At 69.6% G+C, this 19,607-nt stretch carries 19 protein-coding genes and 1 tRNA gene; 6 read left to right on the top strand and 14 right to left on the bottom strand.

Going from position 1 to position 19,607, the window contains the following annotated elements; genetic code table 11:
- Positions 1 to 72 precede the first annotated feature (72 nt).
- Together metE and QF046_RS18045 are read right to left on the bottom strand one after the other, a co-directional pair.
- On the bottom strand, positions 73 to 2,385 hold the full coding sequence (gene metE, locus QF046_RS18050; protein WP_307372507.1) for a 5-methyltetrahydropteroyltriglutamate--homocysteine S-methyltransferase: 2,313 nt from the start codon (positions 2,383 to 2,385) through the stop codon (positions 73 to 75).
- The gene (locus QF046_RS18045; RefSeq protein ID WP_307372505.1) at positions 2,382 to 3,350 is read right to left on the bottom strand and encodes a methylenetetrahydrofolate reductase; all 969 of its coding nucleotides are present in this window, start codon (positions 3,348 to 3,350) and stop codon (positions 2,382 to 2,384) included. Before QF046_RS18045 ends, metE begins: the two co-directional genes overlap by 4 nt.
- A gap of 162 nt (positions 3,351 to 3,512) precedes the next feature.
- Between QF046_RS18045 and QF046_RS18040 the strand changes: the two genes are divergently transcribed.
- Together QF046_RS18040 and QF046_RS18035 are read left to right on the top strand one after the other, a co-directional pair.
- A complete protein-coding gene (locus QF046_RS18040; RefSeq protein WP_307372502.1) occupies positions 3,513 to 5,405 on the top strand; it encodes a prolyl oligopeptidase family serine peptidase in 1,893 nt (630 codons plus the stop codon).
- A gap of 26 nt (positions 5,406 to 5,431) precedes the next feature.
- A complete protein-coding gene (locus QF046_RS18035) occupies positions 5,432 to 6,964 on the top strand; it encodes a fatty acyl-CoA synthetase (protein WP_307372500.1) in 1,533 nt (510 codons plus the stop codon).
- 28 nt (positions 6,965 to 6,992) lie between these two features.
- Here the strand turns inward: QF046_RS18035 and smpB are convergent, their stop codons facing one another.
- Genes smpB through ftsE form a run of 3 tightly spaced genes read right to left on the bottom strand, consistent with a single transcriptional unit; the run spans position 6,993 to position 9,493 of the window.
- Positions 6,993 to 7,469, bottom strand: coding sequence for an SsrA-binding protein SmpB (gene smpB / locus QF046_RS18030; protein ID WP_307372498.1), 477 nt, complete (start codon positions 7,467 to 7,469; stop codon positions 6,993 to 6,995).
- Between the two features lie 57 nt (positions 7,470 to 7,526).
- Entirely contained in the window at positions 7,527 to 8,441 is a 915-nt protein-coding gene (gene ftsX, locus QF046_RS18025) for a permease-like cell division protein FtsX (RefSeq protein WP_307372496.1), read from the bottom strand.
- On the bottom strand, positions 8,438 to 9,493 hold the full coding sequence (ftsE, locus tag QF046_RS18020; protein WP_307372494.1) for a cell division ATP-binding protein FtsE: 1,056 nt from the start codon (positions 9,491 to 9,493) through the stop codon (positions 8,438 to 8,440). The genes ftsX and ftsE overlap by 4 nt, the downstream gene beginning before the upstream one ends.
- Before the next feature lie 180 nt (positions 9,494 to 9,673).
- Here ftsE and QF046_RS18015 point away from each other — a divergent pair, with 180 nt between their 5' ends.
- A complete protein-coding gene (locus QF046_RS18015; RefSeq protein ID WP_307372491.1) occupies positions 9,674 to 10,738 on the top strand; it encodes a DUF2510 domain-containing protein in 1,065 nt (354 codons plus the stop codon).
- Between the two features lie 67 nt (positions 10,739 to 10,805).
- Here QF046_RS18015 and prfB read toward each other — a convergent pair whose 3' ends face one another.
- Positions 10,806 to 11,915: a peptide chain release factor 2 gene (prfB, locus tag QF046_RS18010; RefSeq protein ID WP_307372489.1), complete on the bottom strand. Its 1,110-nt coding sequence runs from the start codon at positions 11,913 to 11,915 to the stop codon at positions 10,806 to 10,808.
- Between the two features lie 104 nt (positions 11,916 to 12,019).
- Between prfB and QF046_RS18005 the strand changes: the two genes are divergently transcribed.
- Entirely contained in the window at positions 12,020 to 13,243 is a 1,224-nt protein-coding gene (locus QF046_RS18005; protein WP_307372906.1) for an MFS transporter, read from the top strand.
- An 8-nt stretch (positions 13,244 to 13,251) separates the two neighbouring features.
- Here the strand turns inward: QF046_RS18005 and QF046_RS18000 are convergent, their stop codons facing one another.
- The 7 genes from QF046_RS18000 to QF046_RS17970 are packed head-to-tail and all read right to left on the bottom strand — an operon-like array spanning position 13,252 to position 17,686.
- Entirely contained in the window at positions 13,252 to 13,683 is a 432-nt protein-coding gene (locus tag QF046_RS18000) for a pilus assembly protein TadG-related protein (protein WP_307372486.1), read from the bottom strand.
- Positions 13,683 to 14,132 (bottom strand): TadE family protein, encoded by a 450-nt coding sequence (locus QF046_RS17995; protein ID WP_307372483.1) that lies wholly within the window; start codon positions 14,130 to 14,132, stop codon positions 13,683 to 13,685. The genes QF046_RS18000 and QF046_RS17995 overlap by 1 nt, the downstream gene beginning before the upstream one ends.
- Positions 14,125 to 14,526, bottom strand: a complete 402-nt coding sequence (locus QF046_RS17990) for a TadE/TadG family type IV pilus assembly protein (RefSeq protein WP_307372481.1) — start codon at positions 14,524 to 14,526, stop codon at positions 14,125 to 14,127. The genes QF046_RS17995 and QF046_RS17990 overlap by 8 nt, the downstream gene beginning before the upstream one ends.
- 9 nt (positions 14,527 to 14,535) lie before the next feature.
- On the bottom strand, positions 14,536 to 14,733 hold the full coding sequence (locus tag QF046_RS17985; protein ID WP_307372478.1) for a hypothetical protein: 198 nt from the start codon (positions 14,731 to 14,733) through the stop codon (positions 14,536 to 14,538).
- A gap of 21 nt (positions 14,734 to 14,754) precedes the next feature.
- Positions 14,755 to 15,693, bottom strand: coding sequence for a type II secretion system F family protein (locus tag QF046_RS17980; RefSeq protein WP_307372477.1), 939 nt, complete (start codon positions 15,691 to 15,693; stop codon positions 14,755 to 14,757).
- Positions 15,690 to 16,547 carry a type II secretion system F family protein gene (locus QF046_RS17975; protein ID WP_307372476.1) on the bottom strand — a complete coding sequence of 286 codons (858 nt, stop codon included), beginning with the start codon at positions 16,545 to 16,547 and terminating at the stop codon, positions 15,690 to 15,692. Before QF046_RS17975 ends, QF046_RS17980 begins: the two co-directional genes overlap by 4 nt.
- Positions 16,544 to 17,686, bottom strand: coding sequence for a CpaF family protein (locus QF046_RS17970; RefSeq protein ID WP_307372475.1), 1,143 nt, complete (start codon positions 17,684 to 17,686; stop codon positions 16,544 to 16,546). Before QF046_RS17970 ends, QF046_RS17975 begins: the two co-directional genes overlap by 4 nt.
- A gap of 114 nt (positions 17,687 to 17,800) precedes the next feature.
- Here QF046_RS17970 and QF046_RS17965 point away from each other — a divergent pair.
- Both QF046_RS17965 and QF046_RS17960 read left to right on the top strand, forming a co-directional pair.
- Positions 17,801 to 17,882: transfer RNA gene (locus QF046_RS17965), tRNA-Leu, on the top strand.
- 49 nt (positions 17,883 to 17,931) lie between these two features.
- Entirely contained in the window at positions 17,932 to 18,708 is a 777-nt protein-coding gene (locus QF046_RS17960) for a DedA family protein (RefSeq protein WP_307372474.1), read from the top strand.
- A gap of 8 nt (positions 18,709 to 18,716) precedes the next feature.
- Here the strand turns inward: QF046_RS17960 and QF046_RS17955 are convergent, their stop codons facing one another.
- Entirely contained in the window at positions 18,717 to 19,583 is an 867-nt protein-coding gene (locus QF046_RS17955; protein ID WP_307372473.1) for a Ku protein, read from the bottom strand.
- Positions 19,584 to 19,607: the final 24 nt, after the last annotated feature.

The raw sequence follows: 19,607 nt of genomic DNA, 5'->3' as shown, positions 1-19,607 counted from the left end.
GCCTCCCCCGCATGCGAGAACGCCCTCCCCTGGCCAAGTGGCACGGGGAGGGCGTTCTCCTGTCATCGGCGCTCAGGCCGGGACGGCGATGTCCTCACGGACGCGGTGCGTCGCCTCGACGATGTTGCGCAGCGAGGCGACGGTCTCGTCGTATCCGCGCGTCTTCAGACCGCAGTCCGGGTTGACCCACAGCTGTCGCAGCGGCAGCTCGTCGACCGCGCGGCGCAGCAGCGCCTCGATCTCGGCGACGCCGGGCACGCGCGGCGAGTGGATGTCGTAGACGCCGGGTCCGATGCCGTGGTCGAAGCCGTGGTGCGCGATGTCGGCGACGACCTCCATGCGGCTGCGCGCCGCCTCGATCGAGGTGACGTCGGCATCCAGGGCGCGGATCGCGTCGATCACCACGCCGAACTCCGAATAGCAGAGGTGCGTGTGGATCTGCGTGGCCGCTGCCGCACCGCCGGTGGCCAGGCGGAACGACCCCACCGACCAGTCCAGGTACGCGGGCTGGTCGGCCTTCTTCAGCGGCAGCAGCTCGCGCAGCGCCGGCTCGTCGACCTGGATGATCGCGATGCCCGCGGCCTCGAGGTCGGCGATCTCGTCGCGCAGGGCCAGCGCCACCTGGTTGGCCGTGTCTCCGAGCGGCTGGTCGTCGCGGACGAACGACCACGCGAGGATCGTGACCGGGCCGGTCAGCATGCCCTTGACGTGCTTGACGCTGAGCGACTGCGCGTATGCGGCCCAGCTCACCGTGATCGGCGCAGGACGCGAGACGTCGCCCCAGAGGATCGAGGGACGGGTCGCGCGGGATCCGTACGACTGCACCCAGCCGTTCTCGGTGACCGCGAAGCCGTCGAGGTTCTCCGCGAAGTACTGCACCATGTCGTTGCGCTCGGCCTCGCCGTGCACGAGCACGTCCAGGCCGAGGTCCTCCTGCAGGGCGACGACGCGGTCGATCTCAGAGCGCAGGAACGCCTCGTAGTCGTCCTTCGGCACCTCGCCACGACCGAACTGGGCGCGGGCACGGCGGATGTCGGCGGTCTGCGGGAAGGAGCCGATGGTGGTCAGGGGCAGCGCGGGCAGGTTCAGCGCCTCCTGAGCGCTCTCGCGCACCTCGTACGCATCGCGGGAGAAGTCCGCCTCGGCGAGGGCACGCTGACGCACCGAGCCGTCGCGCACGCCCGGTGCATCCTGACGGTCCGCCAGGGCGGCGGACGCCGCGGACAGCTCGTCCTCGACCGCCGCGCGCCCTTCGGCGAGACCGCGTGCGAGGGTGACGATCTGTCCGACCTTCTGGTCGGCGAAGGCCAGCCAGGAGACCAGACGTGCGTCGAGCTTCGTCTCGTCCTGCACGTCGTGCGGCACGTGCAGCAGCGATGTGGAGGTGGATGCCGCGACCGCGGTCGCGCCGAGGGCACGCAGCGCCTCGAGCTTCGCGAAGGCCCCGTCCAGGTCGCCGCGCCAGATGTTGTGTCCGTCGACGACGCCGCCGACGAGCGTCTTGCCGCCGAGGTCGGGGAGGGAGGCGGGAACCGCACCGCGCACGAGGTCGACGCCGATGGCCTCGATGGGAGCGGCGGCGAGCACCGCGAGGGTGTCGCCGAGGTCCGAGTACGGGGCCGCGACGAAGATCGCGGGGCGATCGGCGGATCCGCCGAGCACGGCGAGGGCGCGCTGTGCGGCATCCGCCAGCTGCGCCGTCGATGCCGGCAGCGATTCGCTGACCAGTGCGGGCTCGTCGATCTGGACCCACTCGGCGCCGGCGGACTTCAGCTTCGCCAGCAGCTCGACGTAGACGGGCAGGACGTCATCCAGACGCGAGAGCGGGTCGAAGCCCTCGGGAGCGTCGTCCGAGGCCTTCGCCAGCGCGAGCAGCGTGACCGGTCCGACGATCACCGGACGGGTGCGCAGGCCGGCGTCAGCAGCCTCGGTCACCTGGCGCACGAGGCGGTCGCTGGACAGCGAGAAGGTGGTCTCGGGCCCGATCTCGGGCACCAGGTAGTGGTAGTTCGAGTCGAACCACTTCGTCATCTCCAGAGGCGCGCGATCTCCCTCGCCGCGGGCGACGGTGAAGTACGCGGGCAGACCGATCGTGCCGTCCGCCTCGCGGAGGTCCTCGAAGCGGGTGGGGATCGCGCCGACCGTGACGGCGGCGTCGAGCACCTGGTCGTAGTAGGAGAACGACTCGGGGATCGAGGAGTCGTCGCGTCCCAGACCGAGCTCGGCAAGGCGTTCGCGGCTCGCGGCCCGCAGCTCTGCGGACGTCTGCTCAAGGGTGCTCTCGTCGATGCGGCCGGCCCAGAACGCCTCGACCGCCTTCTTCAGCTCGCGGCGGCGTCCGATGCGGGGGTAGCCGAGGATCGTCCCGGTGGGGAAGGCGGTCATGATGTTCCTTTCGATGAACGGGACAGCTGCAGTTCGGGCACGATGCCGGCCTGCGAGAGCACATCCAGCACGGTCTCGTGCTGGTTGAAGGCGTAGAGGTGGACTCCGGGCGCTCCCCCGGCGACGACGTCGCGGGCGAGGTCGGCGGCCCAGTCGATGCCGACCTGGCGGCGTCCTTCGGCCGTCGGCTCGATGTCGAGGGCGACCGACAGCTCGCCGGGCAGCTCCTCGCCGGTCAGCTCGAGCACGCGCGCGAGGCGGGCGGGCGAGGTGATCGGCATGATGCCGGGCAGGATCGGGATGGTCACTCCCGCGCGGCGCGCGCGCTCGACGAAGGCCAGGTAGTGGTCCGGGTGGAAGAACAGCTGCGTGATCGCGAGGGTGGCGCCTGCCGCCTGCTTGGCGAGGAGCGCATCGACGTGCTGGCTGGAGTAGGCAGAGCGCGGATGCCCGTTCGGGAACGCGGCGACCGCGATGCTCACCTTGCGGCGGGGTGCGACGCGCACCGCCCCCGGGTTGCCGGGCACCGGAGACTCCTCGTACGGCGCGCGCTCTGCCTGGACACGGTCGATCAGCTGCGCCAGTTGGGCCGAGCTCTCCAGGTCGCCGAGGAACGGCTCGCCCTCCCGGTGCCCGGCGGGCGGGTCGCCGCGCAGGGCGAGGAAGCTGAGGATGCCGGCATCCAGAAACTCCCGGATGAGCCGTGCGGCACCGGCATACGTGTTGCCCACGCAGGTGAGGTGCGCGAGCGGCTCCACGGCGGTGTGGCTGCGGATGTAGCGCAGCACGTCCAGCGAGCGGCCGCCGGTGGAACCGCCGGCGCCGTATGTGACGGAGAGGAAGTCGGGTCCAGCCGCAGCGAGACGGTCGATGGTGTCGTGCAGCGCGCGGGTGCTCTCGGCGGAGCGCGGCGGATACAGCTCGAAGGAGAACGGCACAGTGCTGGAGAACGGCACAGGGCTCATCGCTGTCTCCTTGCTGATCTGTGATCCGGGTCGGCTGCGCTGCACGGCCGAGGGTGTCTCAGCAAGGTAGAACGCGGATGCCGCCCGGCGCACGCTGTGTGACGCCGTGTGTCAGCCGCTGACGAAGTGTGTCGATGCGGCGGCGTGGATAGGCTCGAGCCCATGAGCATGCCCTACGGTTCCTGGCCCTCGCCGCTCTCGGCCGAAGACGTGTCCCAGTCCGCCCCGCGCATCGACGGCGCCCGCTTCGTCGGCGACGAGATCTGGTGGGGCGAGTCGGTGCCCTCGCAGGGCGGACGCGTCACGGTGCGCAGCTCGTCGGGGTCCGAGATCCTGCCGGAGCCGTGGAATGCGCGCTCCCGGGTGCACGAGTACGGCGGAGGGGCCTGGACGGCGGATGCCGAGGGCACGCTGTTCTTCGTGAACGCCGAAGACCAGCGGGTGCACCGGATGCCGCGCGGCGGCATTCCGGAACCGCTGACCGCCCCGGGCCCGCAGTACGGCGGGCTGACCCTGCAGCAGGGGCGGCTGTTCGCCGTGCGCGAGGATCTGCGCGCGGCGGAGCATGTGCGGGCGATCGTGGAGATCCCGCTGGACGGCTCTGCCGCGGACGACGAAGCGGCGGTGCAGGTGTGGGATCAGGGACGGCACTTCGTGGCGCACCCTGCACTGTCGCCGGACGGTCAGCATCTGGCGTTCGTCGCATGGAGCGGGATGCAGATGCCGTGGGAGCGCGCACACATCCGCATCCGCAGCCAGGACGGCTCGGCCGCGTGGTCGGTCGGCACCGCGGCCGGACTCCAGCCGAGCTGGATCGATGACGAGTCTCTGCTGTATCTCGACGACCGGACGGGGCGCTGGAATCTCTGGCGCGCGGAATTCACGTCGACACCGGATAAGGATGCCGGCGAGCCGGCATCGCGGGCCGTGGGCTCCGAGGTCGCCGCCGTCGCGGATGCCGACACCGGCGGCGGCCTGTGGGTGCTGGGCAACCGCTGGTACGGCGTGCTCGATGACGGCCGGATCGTCGCGGTGCGCACGAACGGCGCGGACGAGGTCGTCCTGATCGACCCGGCCACCGGGAACGAGCGCGTTCTGGATGTTCCCGTGACAGGCGAGGCGAGCATCGACGACGTCTCCGGTGTCCGGGTGCTGATCTCCGGCGCGGGCGCAGACGTCGCCCGGGGCCTGTGGTGCGTCGACGTCGACAGCGGCGAGATCACCGCGATCAGCGGCGGCGAGCCCATCGACACCGACTGGATCCCGGTGGCCCGACCGATCACCTTCGACGGCCCGCACGGCGCGGTGCACGCCTTCGACTACCGCCCGACGAACCCGGGCGCGACCGCGCCCGACGGCGAGCTGCCGCCGTACATCGTGATGGTGCACGGCGGGCCCACCGCGCACGTGTCGGGTGCGGCATCCACCGCCTACGCGTACTGGACGAGCCGCGGCATCGGTGTGCTCGACGTGAACTACGGCGGATCCACCGGCTACGGACGCGCGTACCGCGAGCGACTGAACGGCCAGTGGGGAGTCGTCGATGTCGACGACGTGATCGCCGCGGCCCGAGGACTGGCGGATGCCGGTCTCGCCGACCCGCGCCGCATCGCTATCCGCGGCGGCTCGGCGGGCGGCTGGACCGTGCTCAGCGCACTGGTGCGCGGCGGCGCGTTCGGCGCCGGCATCAGCCGGTACGGCGTCGCGGATCTGCGGATGCTGGCATCCGACACCCACGACTTCGAGAAGTTCTACCTGAACGGCCTGGTCGGCCCGCTTCCCGAGGCCGAGGCCGTCTACATCGAACGGTCACCGCTCACGCACGCCGAGCGCATCGATGTGCCGGTGCTGCTGCTGCAGGGCGAGGACGACCGGGTCGTGCCGCCTTCGCAGTCCGAGGCCATCCGCGATGCGCTCGAGGCCCGCGGCATCCCGCACGAGTACGTGCTGTACCCGGGTGAGGGCCACGGCTTCCGCCGGGCGGAGACGATCGTCTCGTCTCTGGAGACCGAGCTGCGCTTTCTCGGCGAGACGTTCGGGTTCGCGCCGGCCTGACCCGCAGAGGCGACTAGCGTAAGGGCATGACGACGACGTCCGTACCTCAGCCCTGGCGAACCAACACCGTCGACGGAGTCCTCCGACGCAGCGCCGCACGCACGCCCGGCACCGTCGCACTCCGCTTCGAGGGGCGGGACTGGACCTACCGGGAGCTCGACGACGCGGTCAGCCGCGGCGCGGCCGACCTGCGCGGACGCGGTCTGAATGCGGGCGAACGGGTGGTCACGTACGGCACGAACTCGGATGCCTACGTCATCGCCTTCCTGGCCATCGCCCGCGCCGGACTCGTCCACGTGCCGGTGAACTACGCACTGCACGGCGCCGAGCTCGCCTACCTGATCGCCCAGTCCGGGGCGAGAGCCGCGCTGGTCGATCCGCAGCTGCGCGAGCACTTCGACGCGGTGCACGCCGACACCGCTGTGGAGCTCGTCGACGTGCTGCGCGACGAGGACGGCTCGTTCCTGCAGCGCGCCGGCGCCGGCGACGTGGTCGACCTTCCCACGGATGTGGACGGCGAGAGCCTGGTCCAGCTGCTGTACACGTCGGGCACGACCTCGCAGCCGAAGGGCGCGATGCTCACGCACGCGGCGCTCGTGGCGGAGTACTCCGCGGTGATCGTGGCACTGGACCAGAAGCCGGATGACGCGCCGCTGATCTGCATGCCGCTGTACCACTCGGCGGCGATGCACGTCTTCATGCTCCCGTACCTCGCGATCGGCGCGACGATCCGGCTGCTTCCCGCGCCCGACATCTCCCGCATCCTGCGCACCATCGGCGAGGAGCGGATCGGGTCGCTGTTCCTGGCGCCGACCGTGTGGGTGCCGCTGGCGAACCACCCCGACCTGGACAGCGCGGATCTGTCGTCGCTGGTCAAGGCGCAGTACGGGGCGTCGATCATGCCGGTCACGGTGCTGAACCGACTGCGCGAGCGCTACCCGGACCTCGGGTTCTACAACTGCTTCGGCCAGTCCGAGATCGGACCGCTGGCCACGGTGCTGCGCCCCGAGGAGCACGAGGAGCGCCCCGCATCCGCCGGTCGCCCCATCCTGTTCGTGGAGACCCGCGTCGTCGACGAGAACGGCGCCGACGTTCCCGACGGGGAGGCCGGTGAGGTGCTGTACCGCTCACCGCAGCTGGCCCAGGGCTACTGGGACAAGCCCGAGGAGACGGCAGAGGCCTTCCGCGACGGCTGGTTCCACTCCGGCGACCTCGTGGTCCGCGACGAAGCCGGCTACCTGACGGTCGTCGACCGCATCAAGGATGCCATCAACACCGGCGGCATCATGGTGGCCTCCCGCGAAGTGGAGGACGCGATCTACACGCACCCTGATGTGGCCGAGGTCGCGGTGATCGGCGTGCCCGATGAGAAATGGATCGAGGCGATCGTGGCGTGCGTCGTGCTGAAGCCCGCGGCGTCGCTCACGGCCGACGAGCTCATCGCTCACGTGAAGGATCGACTGACCTCGTTCAAGGTGCCCAAGGCCGTGCGCTTCATCGACGCGCTGCCGCGCAATCAGAGCGGCAAGATCCTCAAGCGGGAGCTGCGCGAGGTCTGAGGATTACTCCCCTGATCCTGTCGGCGGGCTACTCGCCCGTGCGGTTGCGGGTCCGCATGGCGCGCTCGGCCTCGCGGGTGTCCTGGCGCTCGCGCAGCGTCTGACGCTTGTCGAACTCGCGCTTGCCCTTGGCCAGTGCGATCTCGACCTTGGCGCGCCCGTCGGAGAAGTACAGTTTCAGCGGGATCAGCGTGTAGCCGCCGGCCGAGACGGCGTGCTCGAGCTTGCTGATCTCCTCGCGGTGCAGCAGCAGCTTGCGCACGCGCTTCGCGGAATGGTTGGTCCAGTGCCCCTGCGAGTACTCCGGGATGTGCACGGAATCCAGGAACGCCTCGCCGCCCTTGATGAACGCGTACCCGTCACTGAGGTTCGCGCGTCCCTGACGCAGCGACTTGACCTCGGTGCCGGTGAGCACGAGGCCCGCCTCGTACGACTTCTCGAGGTTGAAGTCGTGACGCGCGCGACGGTTGGTCGCGACGACCTTCTCCCCGCGTTCCCTGGGCATGTTGTTCTCCTGACGACAGACAGCCCATAAGCATATAACGGGCGGGGACGACCGCGGCTACGTGCGCAGCCACCGCCGGATGGCGAATCCGGCCGACAGCGCCGCCAGCAGCACACCGATGCCGATCAGCACCGGGACGACGAACGCCGCCTCCTGCATGCCGACCAGGGGTCGCATGAACGGCACGCGCTCGGCGAGGTATCCCTCGACCCCGAAGCGCACGCCGGCCAGCACCGCGAAGCTCGCGAGCGCGGAGCCCAGCAGCGCCGCGAACACTCCCTCGAGCACGAACGGCGTCTGGATGGAGCTGTTCGAGGCGCCCACCAGCCGCATGATGCCGATCTCCTTGCGTCGGGCGTACGCCGACAGCCGGATCGTCGTCGCGATCAGCAGCACTGCGGCGATGAGCATGAGGGCCGCGACGCCGACGGCGATGTAGGTCGCCACCGTCAGCGCGGAGAACAGCGGATCGAGCAGCTTGCGCTGGTCCTTCACGGCCTCCACACCGGCTTCGCCGCCGAAGGCCTCGCTGATCACCTCGGACTGCTGCGGGTCCTTCATGGTGACGCGGAAGTCGACCGAGGTGTTGTCCACGCCGATCACGCTGGCCTGCTCCTCGCCGAGCTGGTCGACGATGTCCTGGAACGCGTCCTCCTTGCTCTGGAAGGTCACGGAGGTGATCAGCGGGGCGAGCGCGTCGCCCTTGAGCGACTGCTCGACCTTGTCGATCTGGTCCTGGCTGGCCTCTCCGCCGATGCAGTTCGGGGAGGTGGACAGCGGCGAGCACATGTAGACCGTCACCTCTGCCTTCTCGCCCCAGTAGGCGCGCATCGTGCTGATCTGCGTCTGCATGAGTACGGCGGCGCCGACGAAGGTGAGTGACACGAACGTGACGAGCACGACCGAGATCACCATGGAGAGATTGCGGCGCAGACCCAGCAGGGCCTCGCCGATCACGAGTCCGATCCTCACGAGGTGGGCCCCACTTCCTCGTCATCGTCGGAGAGGCCCAGGCGATCGGCCACTCCCAGCTCATCGACCTGAACGTCAGGGATGAAGATCGGGTTCGTGCGCGGCGCGGCGGGCGCCTGCGCAGGGGCCGCGGCCTCCGCGGGAGCGGGCGACTCCGCGGCAGACTCGGGCTGGATGTCCGCGGATGCATCTGCAGGGGATTCCGCAGGGGCGGGCGGTACGACATCCGCACGGGCGGGCCGCGCGGCGGCATCCGGATTCACCGTCGTGATCGCGACGGTCTGCCGCTGCACCTCCTGCACGGCGGTGCGGGCGGCCGCGACGGCGGCGCCGGGGACGGCCTCGGGCGTCAGCCGCGGGATGCTGGAGGTGTCGCCGTAGCCGCCTCCCAGCTCGTCGCGCACCATGACGCCTTCCTTCAGCTCGATCACGCGCCGCTGCATCTGATCGACGAATCCTGCCTCGTGCGTGGCCATCACCACGGTCGTGCCGCCGGCGTTGATGCGCGTGAGCAGCTGCATGATGTCCACCGACGTGGCGGGGTCGAGGTTTCCGGTCGGCTCGTCGGCGAGCAGCACCTTCGGACGGTTCACGATGGCACGGGCGATCGCGACGCGCTGCTGCTCACCGCCGGACAGCTCGTGCGGCATCCGCTTGGCCTTGCCGTCCAGGCCCACCAGTGCGAGCGCCTCGGGGACGGCCTGCTGGATGAAACCGCGGGATGAGCCGATCACCTGCAGCGAGAAGGCGACGTTCTGGTAGACGGTCTTCGACGGCAGCAGTCGGAAGTCCTGGAACACCGACCCGATGTGGCGGCGGAAATAGGGCACCTTGCGGTTGGCGAGCGAGCGCAGATCGCGCCCGAGCACGGCGACGCGACCCGTCGTGGGCACGTCCTCGCGGAGGATGAGTCGCAGGCAGCTCGACTTGCCGGAGCCCGAGGCTCCCACGAGGAACACGAACTCTCCGGCTTCGACGTTGAAGTCGACATCGGAGAGCGCAGGTCGTTTGGTGCCGCGATAGCGTTTGGTGACGTTCTCGAACCTGATCATGGCCATTCGAGCCTAAGCGCGGCTTCCGATCCGGGGACCAGCGACACTCCCCCGGGTGAAGCCGACGGCGCCCGCGGTCACGCACGCGTCCACCGCGCCTGATATACACGTAGGGGCGCGGATCGCGCCATGAGGGGGTTCGCGTCACCGCACGCGGACAGACACGACGAAGAGGGCGCCATGACTGTTCCTGCTGGTTGGTACGACGACGGCTCAGGCCGACAGCGCTGGTGGGACGGCGCGCAATGGACCGAGCACTTCGCTCCGGCGGAGCCGGCACCGCCTGCTCCAGCTGATGCTGCGGAGACCCCGGTCGCCGCTGCTGAGACGGATGCGACGACTGAGGCGCGTGCTGAGTCAGCGGCGGAGACGGATGCCGCGGCCGACGCCTCCGAGGAGTTCGATCTCGACGCGACGGCCCGCCGGGACGAGATCCCCCGCGCGAGCGCGCCGTCCGAGGGTACGACGGAGGAAGCGCCCGAGGCGTCGATCCCGTCGTACGAGGCACCCGCGTACGAGGCGCCCGCGTTCGCGGCACCCGCCTACGAGGCCCCGACGGCGCCGGCCTACGCGCCGCCCGCGTCTCCCACCGCTCCCGTCGCTCCTGCGTACGCGGCGCCGACCGCGGGAAACCCCGCGTACATGGCTCCCGCCTACGCGGCGCCGGCCTACGCTGCCGCTCCGCAGAGCCCGAAGACGGTGTCCGTGCTCGGGTTCATCGGGCTCGGCCTGGCCCTGCTGGGAACGATCCTCTCCTGCATCCCCACGCTGTTCACCGTGATCCCGGGGCTGGTGGTGCTCTTCGCCGCGCTCGTCATCTCGATCATCGCGCTGTTCAAGAAGGGCACGCAGAAGTGGCCGGGGATCACCGGCGCCGCGCTGTCGGTCGTGGGCGGGATCATCGGCGGCATCGTGCTGGTCGTGGTGCTGCTGATCTCCGCGGCCACCGCGATGGTGCAGGATCTGCCGTCGAGCTTCCCCACCCCGCTGTCGACCGACGCGTTCGAGTCCATGGACCGCCCTTCGCCCGAGATGATCACCGCCGGGTACACCCTGCTCGCCCTGGGTCAGGACGGCTTCGAGCAGTACACCGAGCCGGACGTCGCCGCCTGCATCGGCCAGCACCTGTACGACTCCGACCTGTCGGATGAGACCCTGTGGGACCTCTCGACCGGCCAGTCCGGCGATGACGCGGAGGTGCAGCAGGCCGTCACCGAGGCCGAGGACGCCTGCCTCACGCAGTAGTCGGATCAGCCGCACGACGAGGGCCCGGGAGCATTGCTCCTGGGCCCTTGTCGATGGCGGATGAGGCTCAGTCCTCTTCCTTGCGCTTGCGCCAGCGGATGCCCGCCGAGATGAAGTCGTCGAGATCGCCGTCGAAGACGTTCGCCGGGTTGCCGGACTCGTGGCCGGTGCGCAGGTCCTTGACGAGCTGCTGGCCGTAGAGGAAGTACGAGCGCATCTGGTCGCCCCAGCTGGCGGTGATGTTTCCCGCGAGCTCCTTCTTCTTCGCCGCCTCTTCCGCCTTCTGCTGCAGCAGCAGGCGGGTCTGCAGTACGCGCATCGCGGCCGCACGGTTCTGGATCTGCGACTTCTCGTTCTGCATCGAGACGACGATGCCGGTCGGAAGGTGTGTCAGGCGCACGGCGGAGTCCGTGGTGTTGACGGACTGGCCGCCCGGGCCCGAGGAGCGGAAGACGTCCACGCGGATGTCACCCTCGGGGATCTCGACCTCGGTGGCCTCCTCCATCAGCGGGATGACCTCGACGGCCGCGAAGGACGTCTGGCGCTTGTCGGCGGAGCCGAACGGGCTGATGCGGGCGAGGCGGTGCGTGCCGGCCTCGACGGAGAGCGTGCCGAACGCGTAGGGCGCCGCGATCTCGAAGGTCGCCGACTTGATGCCCGCGCCCTCGGCGTACGAGGTGTCCATCACCTTCGCGGGGTACTTGTGGCGCTCGGCCCAGCGCAGGTACATGCGCATGAGCATCTCGGCGAAGTCGGTGGCGTCGTCGCCGCCGGCACCCGAGCGGATCGTGATGATCGCGTTGCGCTCGTCGTACTCGCCGTCCAGCAGGGTCTGCACTTCGAGCTGGTTGATCGTCTCGGTCAGCGAGGCGAGTTCGCGGCGCGCCTCGGCGGCCGACTCCTCGTCCTCCATCTCGACGGCGAGCTCGACGAGCACCTCGAGGTCGTCGAGGCGGCTGTCGACGTCGGTGACGCGCTTGAGGTCGGCCTGCTTGTGGCTGAGCGCACTCGTCACCTTCTGAGCCTGCTCGGGGTCGTCCCACAGATCGGGGACCCCGGCTTCCTCACTGAGGCGCGCGATGTCCTTGCGCAGGGATTCGACGTCGACGACCTCGCGGATGTCGCCGAACGTGTGTCGCAGGGCCTGGATGTCGGCGGAGAGATCGAGTTCGAACATGTCGGTTCAGCCTATCGTGCCGCTTGCGCAGTTTCTGCGCGGCATCGCGTTAGCGTGGGCGTGTGAACGAAAGCGTCGGCAAGGTCATCAGGCAGTTCGGACCGATGGTCTACTTCCCGACGATCCTGTTCGCCCTCGGTGAAGGCGCCGTGATCCCGCTGATCCCGGTGTTCGCCACCGAGCTGGGGGCGGATGTCCCGCTGGCCGCGCTGGTGACGTCGGCGCTGGTGATCGGCCAGCTGTGCGGCAACATCCCGTCGGGCTGGTTGGTGTCGAAGATCGGCGAGCGGTTCACGATGGTCTACGCGGGTCTTGCCGCGATGCTCGCCGGCGTCGGGATGCTAATGGCGTCGTCGCTGCTGCTGCTGACCGCCGCGGTGTTCGTCCTGGGCTTCTGCGCGGCCGCGTTCGGTCTGGCCAGGCACGCGTTCATGACCACCCGCGTTCCGATCCGCTTCCGGGCGCGGCTGCTGTCTCTGCTGGGCGGATGCTTCCGCCTGGGCGTGTTCGTGGGACCGTTCGTCGCCGCGGGTCTCATCAGCCTGACCGGCACGGAGCTGTCGACGGTCTGGTTCCTACTGGCCTGCGTGGCCGTGCTGGTGGTGCTGGTGCTGTTCGGGCCCGACCCGGAGCGCACGATTCCCGCACTGCTCAAGCCCACAGGGGCCGCGGTGGCCGAGGACACCGGCGAGGTGGTCACCGGCTCGATCCCCGTGGCCGATCAGCGCGGCGTGTTCCGCACGATGTGGGCGTACCGGACGGTTCTCGCCCGGCTCGGCATCTCGGCCGCCTGCCTGTCGGCGGTGCGCTCGGCCAGGCAGGTCATCCTGCCGCTGTGGGGCGTCTCGCTGGGTCTGGATGCCACGACCATAGCGCTGGTGGTCGGCATCTCCGGAGCGATCGACTTCGCCCTGTTCTATGCGAGCGGCCAGGTGATGGACCGGTTCGGGCGCATCTGGGCCGCCATGCCCGCCCTCTCGCTGATGGGTCTGGGGTTCGTGGCGCTGTCGTTCACGCACGACCTCGATTCCGCGATGCTCTGGTACGGCACGTTCGCCGCCGTCCTGGGTGTCGGCAACGGTCTCTCCAGCGGCATCCTGCTCACTTTCGGCGCCGACCTGGCGCCCGAACGCGATCCCGCGGCGTTCCTGGGGTCGTGGCGGACGCTGACGGATGCCGGCGGTGCGGCCGCCCCGGTGGCCGTCTCCGCGATCACCGCGGCGTTCTCCCTGTCTCTGGCGACCGGCCTGATGGGCGTGGTCGCGCTGGTGGGCGCCATCGGGTTCCTGCGCTGGACGCCGAAGTACCTGCCCCGCAAGCCGGAGTAGCGCCCGCCTCACCGCAGCGCGGTGCGGGTGGTCGCCGTCGCCTCCAGCGGCACGCCGTCGGGGACGAACGGCGAGAACAGCGGCGGATGCCAGGAGGCAGCGACCGTGACCCGCGCGGAGACCCCGTCCGGAGTTCTCGCCGACACGATCCGGGCATCCTGAGCGATCGCGGCGACCACGGCATCCGCCTGCTCGCGCACGCCCGCGTCGGTCAGCTCCGCCTGCACGCCGTCGCCGGCGACCTCGAGGGTGAACCCGTCAGCTCCGGCGAGCGCGGCCGCGTCGGCCAGCGAGTCCAGTCTCTTCTGCGCGATGTACAGGTCGGTCGCAGAGACGCAGACGAAGATCACCGCGATGGCCAGCAGCACGTAGCCGAGGACCAGCGGGAGGATGCTGCCGTCCTCGTCATCGGCGAGATCTCGGAGCCTGTGGAACAGCATCAGCTGCTCCCCCACAGCCTCGAGGTCTTCTGCGCGGACTGCGCCTCGACGGGGATCGCGGCGATCCGATCGAGGCCGAAGATCGGCGGCATGAAGGGCAGACTCACCCGGGTGGTGACGGTGACGATCACTGTGCTTCCCGCGGCCGGGCACGCGGCCGTCGCAGGTCGGCACGTGATCTGCACGTCGACGGCATCCGCATCCATCCCGTACTCGCGGACTGTGTTCGCGAGCACGGCATCACCATGGGCGGCGGCCGTGGTGGCATTCGGCGCCTGACCGATCACCCGTGCCGTGTGCCGGGCTGCGGCCTCGGCGCCCAGCGTCTGCTCCTGGATGGCGCCGAGCGCGAGCACGAGATACACCAGCGGCACGAGCAGCAGCACCCCGACGGTGATGAACTCCAGCGCCGCGGAACCGGTCTCGTCGGCGAGCAGGCGGTCAGTCATCCTCGAACGATTCGACGGGCGCACGGGCCTCCACCTCCATCCCGTACGGCACGCCGATCAGTCCCAGCACCGGCAAGGTGGTGCGGACGCGCACCACGACGCTCTCGTGCCCCAGCGCGCTATCCTGGCCGATCGCAACCTCCTCGGCGTATCCCGACCCGATGGCTCTGCCGATGACCGCACGCGTGCGGTCCGCTCCCTCGGCGATGTCCGTGTCGGCGAGCGCCGCGTAGTGCGCGCCCTCCACGGCCGCGTCGTGCACCACGTTGCGCACGTAGATCGCGAACGCGACCTGCAGCACCGCAAGTGTGAGCGCGGTCAGCAGCGCACCGACGAGCACGAACTCGACAGGGCTGGATCCGCGCTCATCGGCGAGCGGTGACGGGGCGGGCATGCCGACCGGTCAGATGCCGGAGACGCGGGAGATGGCCTGCTCGAACAGGTTCACCAGGGCGGGTCCGGCGACGGCCCAGATGACCACCACGAGCGCGGCTGTCATCAAGGTCACGAGCACCCAGCCGGGGACATCTCCGCGTTCGTCCTCGGCCAGATCCTCTCCAAGCGTCCTGCCTGCGGTGAACCATCTTCTGATCGTGGTCATGTCGTTTCCTTGTGTCGGGGCTCAGCCGAGGCCGAGCCGGAGGATGAAGAGTCCTGGATAGACGGCGAAGAGCACGCTCATCGGGAGGATGAGGAACACCAGTGGCAGGAGCATCGTGATCTCCTTGCGCCCGGCCTGCTCGATCAGCACGCGCTTGGCCTCGTCCCTGGCGTCCGCCGCCTGCGAGTGCAGCACCGTGGCGAGCGGGGCGCCGTGCTCCAGCGCGGCGACGATCTGGTCGACCGCTCGCGACAGTCCGGGCAGCTGCAGACGGGTGGCGGTCTCACCGAGCGCGTCGGCGAGCGGAGAGCCGGTGTGCACCGCCAGCACGGCCTGACGCAGTTCGTGCGTGAGCTGCCCGGTTCCGATCCCCGACACGCGGCGCAGCGCATCCAGGAGGGACTCCCCCGCCGAGAGGCAGAGCGCCAGGAACTCCAGGGTCGTCGGCAGCTCCTCGGCGAGGCGCGCCCGTCGTGCGTTGGCGCGTGCGGTCAGCTGCATGTCGTACATGACCGCGGCAGCGGCGCCCGCGATGAGCGGCAGCAGCACCGCGGGCGGCGACATCCGTCCGGTGATCGCCATCGCCACGACGACGACCGCTCCGGCGACGAGACCGCCGATGCCCCAGGCCAGCTGACGTCCACGGAACGCGGCCGGAGTCTGAACTGATCCGGCCTGAGCGAGCCGCTGCGCGAGCGCGTCCCCACCGCCGATGACGCGCTCGAACACCGCGCGCACGCGATCCCACATCCGCCTGCCCTGCACGGGCAGCACACCCACCCGAGGCAGGATGCCGGCGGGCAGCGCCTCGTCGGGGACCACGTCGCGGACATACGGGGCGATGCGGCGATCCAGCGGCACCGCACCCCACCGCGGCAGCGCGGACAGCACCCCGAGCACGCCCAGGGCGAAGGTTCCGCCGAGCAGCACGGCGAGCGCGACATCGGTGATGGCAGTCATCCGAACCACCTCGCAGGCTCGGGAAGTCGGCCGATGCGCAGCATGATCCGGTAGGCGATCACCGAGACGATCGCGCCGATCACGATCACCAGCATTCCCTCGGGGCTCGCATAGGCGTCGCGCCCCTCCGGCCGCATGGCGAGCAGAGCGAGGATCACCCAGGGCGCGATGGCTCCCAGCACAGCCGCACCGCGGATCCACGACTGACGGGCCTCCACCTCGCCGCGCAGCGCGGCATCCGCTCGCACCGACGCCGACAGGGCGCGCAGCACGCCGGTCAGCTCGGTGCCGCCGACCTGGCGTGCCATGCGCAGCGTCTCGACGATGCGGTCGGCGATCGGGTCGGCGAGGGTGTCCTTCAGTCGGTCCAGGCTCGTCTCGAAGCGCCCGGTGGCGCGCAGGTCACGCGCGAAGACCGCGAACGCGGGCCGGATCGCCGGTGGAGCGGAATCCGCCAGGCTGGCCACGGCATCAGGCAGCGAGAGTCCCACGCGGATCGCCGCGACCAGCAGATCGCAGACGTCGGGCCACAGCTGCCTGCGCGCCTTGCGCAGTCGGAGCCGTCGGCCGCGGAGGTACAGCACGGGTGCGGCGGCGCCGGCGATCCCCGCCATCAGGGCGAGCAGCGCCAGCGTGGTGATCAGCCAGACCAGAGCCGCCGCGACCAGACCGATCGCGACCATGACGACCACGAGTGTCCGCTCCGAGGAGCGCGCATGACCGGATTCTTCGAGAAGTCTCCTCAAGCGGCCGCGCTTCGGCGGCTTCGGCACACGCTCGTGCGCCGGCCACAGCCAGGGCGATGCGCACAGCAGCAGCCCCGCCCCGAGCAGTGCCCCGATCAGCAGGGTCATGCGGTCTCGTCTGCTCGGTAGACCGGGGTCGTCACGATGCGCCCGTCGACGACCTCGCCCGTCGGTGCGATCACCTCGACGATCCGACGGGACCCGTCCGCCTCGCGCCGGCAGTGCACGACGTAGGAGATCGACGTGGCGAGCGCCGGCACGATGAACGAGCGATCGATGTTGCGTCCGGCGAGCAGCGGAAGCAGCGCGAGTTTGTCGAGAGCCTCGTCGGCGGAGTTCGCATGGATGGTTCCGGCCGCGGGAACTCCTGTGTTCAATGCGAGCACGAGGTCCAGCGCCTCGGCATCGCGCACCTCGCCGACGACGATGCGGTCGGGGCGCATGCGCAGCGCCTCCTTCACAAGTCGGCGCAGAGTGATCTCACCGGTGCCCTCCAGGCTGGCCTGCCGACCCTGCAGCGCCACGACATCGGGGCCGTCCACGGCGAGCTCGAACGTCTCCTCGACGGTCACGATGCGCTGCTTGTCGGCGACGGATGCCAGCAGCGCCCCCAGCAGCGTGGTCTTTCCCGCGTGGGTCGCGCCGGACACGATGATGCTGCGCCCGTCGAGCAGCGCCCGGTGCAGCAGATCGGCCAAGTCCCGCGGAACCGATCCCTGGGCGATCAGCGACTCCAGCGTGCGGTGCTGCGTCAGGAACTTGCGGATGTTCACCGCCCAGGAGCCGCGGACCACGTCCGCGATGGCCACGTGCAGGCGCGAACCGTCCGGCAGGGAGGCGTCGACGAACGGCTGGCTGACGTCGACACGGCGACCCGTGGCCTGCAGCATCCGCTCCACCAGATCGCGCACGATGGCATCCGTCAGGCGCATGTCCACCCGCTCGGTGGTGCCGCCGCGCGCGATGAAGATGCGGTCGGGCCCGTTCAGCCAGATCTCCTCGATCTCAGGATCGTCCAGCAGCGGCTGGAGCGCTCCGAATCCCGACACGGATGCCAGCACGTCGCGCACGAGCGCCGCCTCGTCATCGATCATCGCCTCGCCGCGCTGCAGCGCGAGGTCGTTGTGGCGGCGCACCTCGGTCTGCGCGATGTGCCGCGCCTCGTCGGGATGCGAGGACGGATCGGTGTGCTCGAGGCGCAGTCGCCGACGAACCCTCTCGGCGACGACTAGAGACGGATGACTCACGCAGGCATCCTGGCAGAGTCCGCCAGATGCCCGTCAAAGTTATCCACAGAGGTTGCGCACGCTCAGCAGATCTACGGAAATCCCGAACGCCCGCATCGATAGACTTGAGCACGCGCGGGAGTGGTGGAATTGGTAGACACGCAGGATTTAGGTTCCTGTGCTTTCGAGCGTGTGGGTTCAAGTCCCATCTCCCGCACTCCGGCTTCCTTCCCCCCACCGCCGAATAACGAACGACGGGATCCCCCTTGCTTCACTCGCTGATTCAGGCGCCGACTGCGCTCATCCCCTGGCTCGATCCTGCCAACATCATCCAGGGCGCCGGCGCCTGGGCCCTGTTCGTGGTGTGCTTCATCGTCTTCGCTGAGACGGGTCTGCTGATCGGCTTCCTGCTGCCCGGCGACACGCTGCTGGTGATCTCTGGTCTGCTGACGCACACCAGCGATATCTTCGGCCTGAACATCTGGGTCGTCGCGCTGCTGATCGGCCTTTCCGCCTTCGTCGGCGGCGAGGTCGGGTACTTCATCGGTCACAAGGGCGGGCCGGCGGTGTTCGAGCGCAAGGAATCGGGCCTGTTCAGCCGTAAGAACGTCGAGCGCACCAACGCGTTCTTCGAGCGCTTCGGCGGCATCACGATCATCCTCGCCCGCTTCGTGCCGATCGTGCGCACCTTCGCGCCGGTGGCCGCGGGCGTGGGGCACATGCCCTGGAAGCGCTACTCGCTCTACAACCTCATCGGCGCGGTGCTCTGGGGCTTCGGCCTCACGATGTTCGGCTACCTGATCGCCTACATCCCGTGGATCCGCGACCTCGTCGTCGACTACATCGACATCATCCTGCTGCTGGCCGTCGGCGGCACCGCCGTCGTCACGCTCTGGCACTACCTCGTCGAGCGTCACAAGGCCAAGAAGGCGGCCGCCGCGGGCGGCGACCTCGAGACGGATGCCGTCGAGGCGCAGAACCTGCAGCTCGACGCCGAGGTCTTCGACCGCGCACCCGACCTGGACGGCGACGGCAACCACTAGAACCGGGCTCAGCTTGCCTTCTTCTTCTTTCCGCCTGCCTTCTTGTCCGCCGGCTCGGCATCGGCCTTCTGTCCTGCGTCCTTGCGTGCGGCCTTCGACTTCTCCACGCTGGCGCGCAGCGCCTCCATCAGGTCGATGACCTCGCCGCCGGTGCCCTCGCCCTCCTCGGCGAAGGTCTCGGACACGTCGAAGGTCTCACCGGCCTCGATCTTCGCGTCGATGAGGGTCCGCAGCTCCTTCTGGTACTCGTCGACGAACGACTCCGGTTCGAAGTCGCTGGAGTAGCTGTCGACCAGCGATGACGCGAGCTCCAGCTCCTTCTTGCTGATCTTCACGTCCTCATCCAGCGCGGGGAACGCCGCCTCGCGCACCTCGTCGGCCCACAGCAGCGTCTGCAGCACCAGCACATCGCCCCGCACGCGCAGCGCCGCCAAGCGCGTCTTCTGCCGCAGCGTGAACCGCACGATCGCGGTGCGGTCGGTCTGCTCGAGCGTCTTGCGCAGCAGCACGTACGCCTTCGGCGACTTGGAGTCGGGTTCCAGATAGTACGGCCGGTCCAGCATCATCAGGTCGATCTGCTCGGTGGGCACGAACTCCACCACGTCGATCTCCCGGCTCTTCTCTGCCGGCAGCGCCTCGAGATCCTTCTTGGTGAGCACGACCGTCTGCCCGTCGTCGTCGACATAGGCGCGGTCGATGTCCGCGTATGCGACGGGCTTGCCGTCGATCTCGCAGACGCGCTGGTAGCGGATGCGCCCGCCGTCCTCGTCATGCACCTGGTGCAGCGAGATGTCATGGTCCTCGATCGCCGAATACACCTTGACCGGCACATTCACCAGGCCGAAGGTCACTGCGCCCTTCCAGATGCTCCTCATCCCCCCAGTATCGCCAGTCACAGC

The sequence above is a fragment of the Microbacterium sp. W4I4 genome, assembly GCF_030816235.1.
In the GTDB taxonomy this organism is placed as follows: Bacteria; Actinomycetota; Actinomycetes; order Actinomycetales; family Microbacteriaceae; genus Microbacterium.
This window is presented reverse-complemented; position numbering and strand designations above follow the sequence as displayed.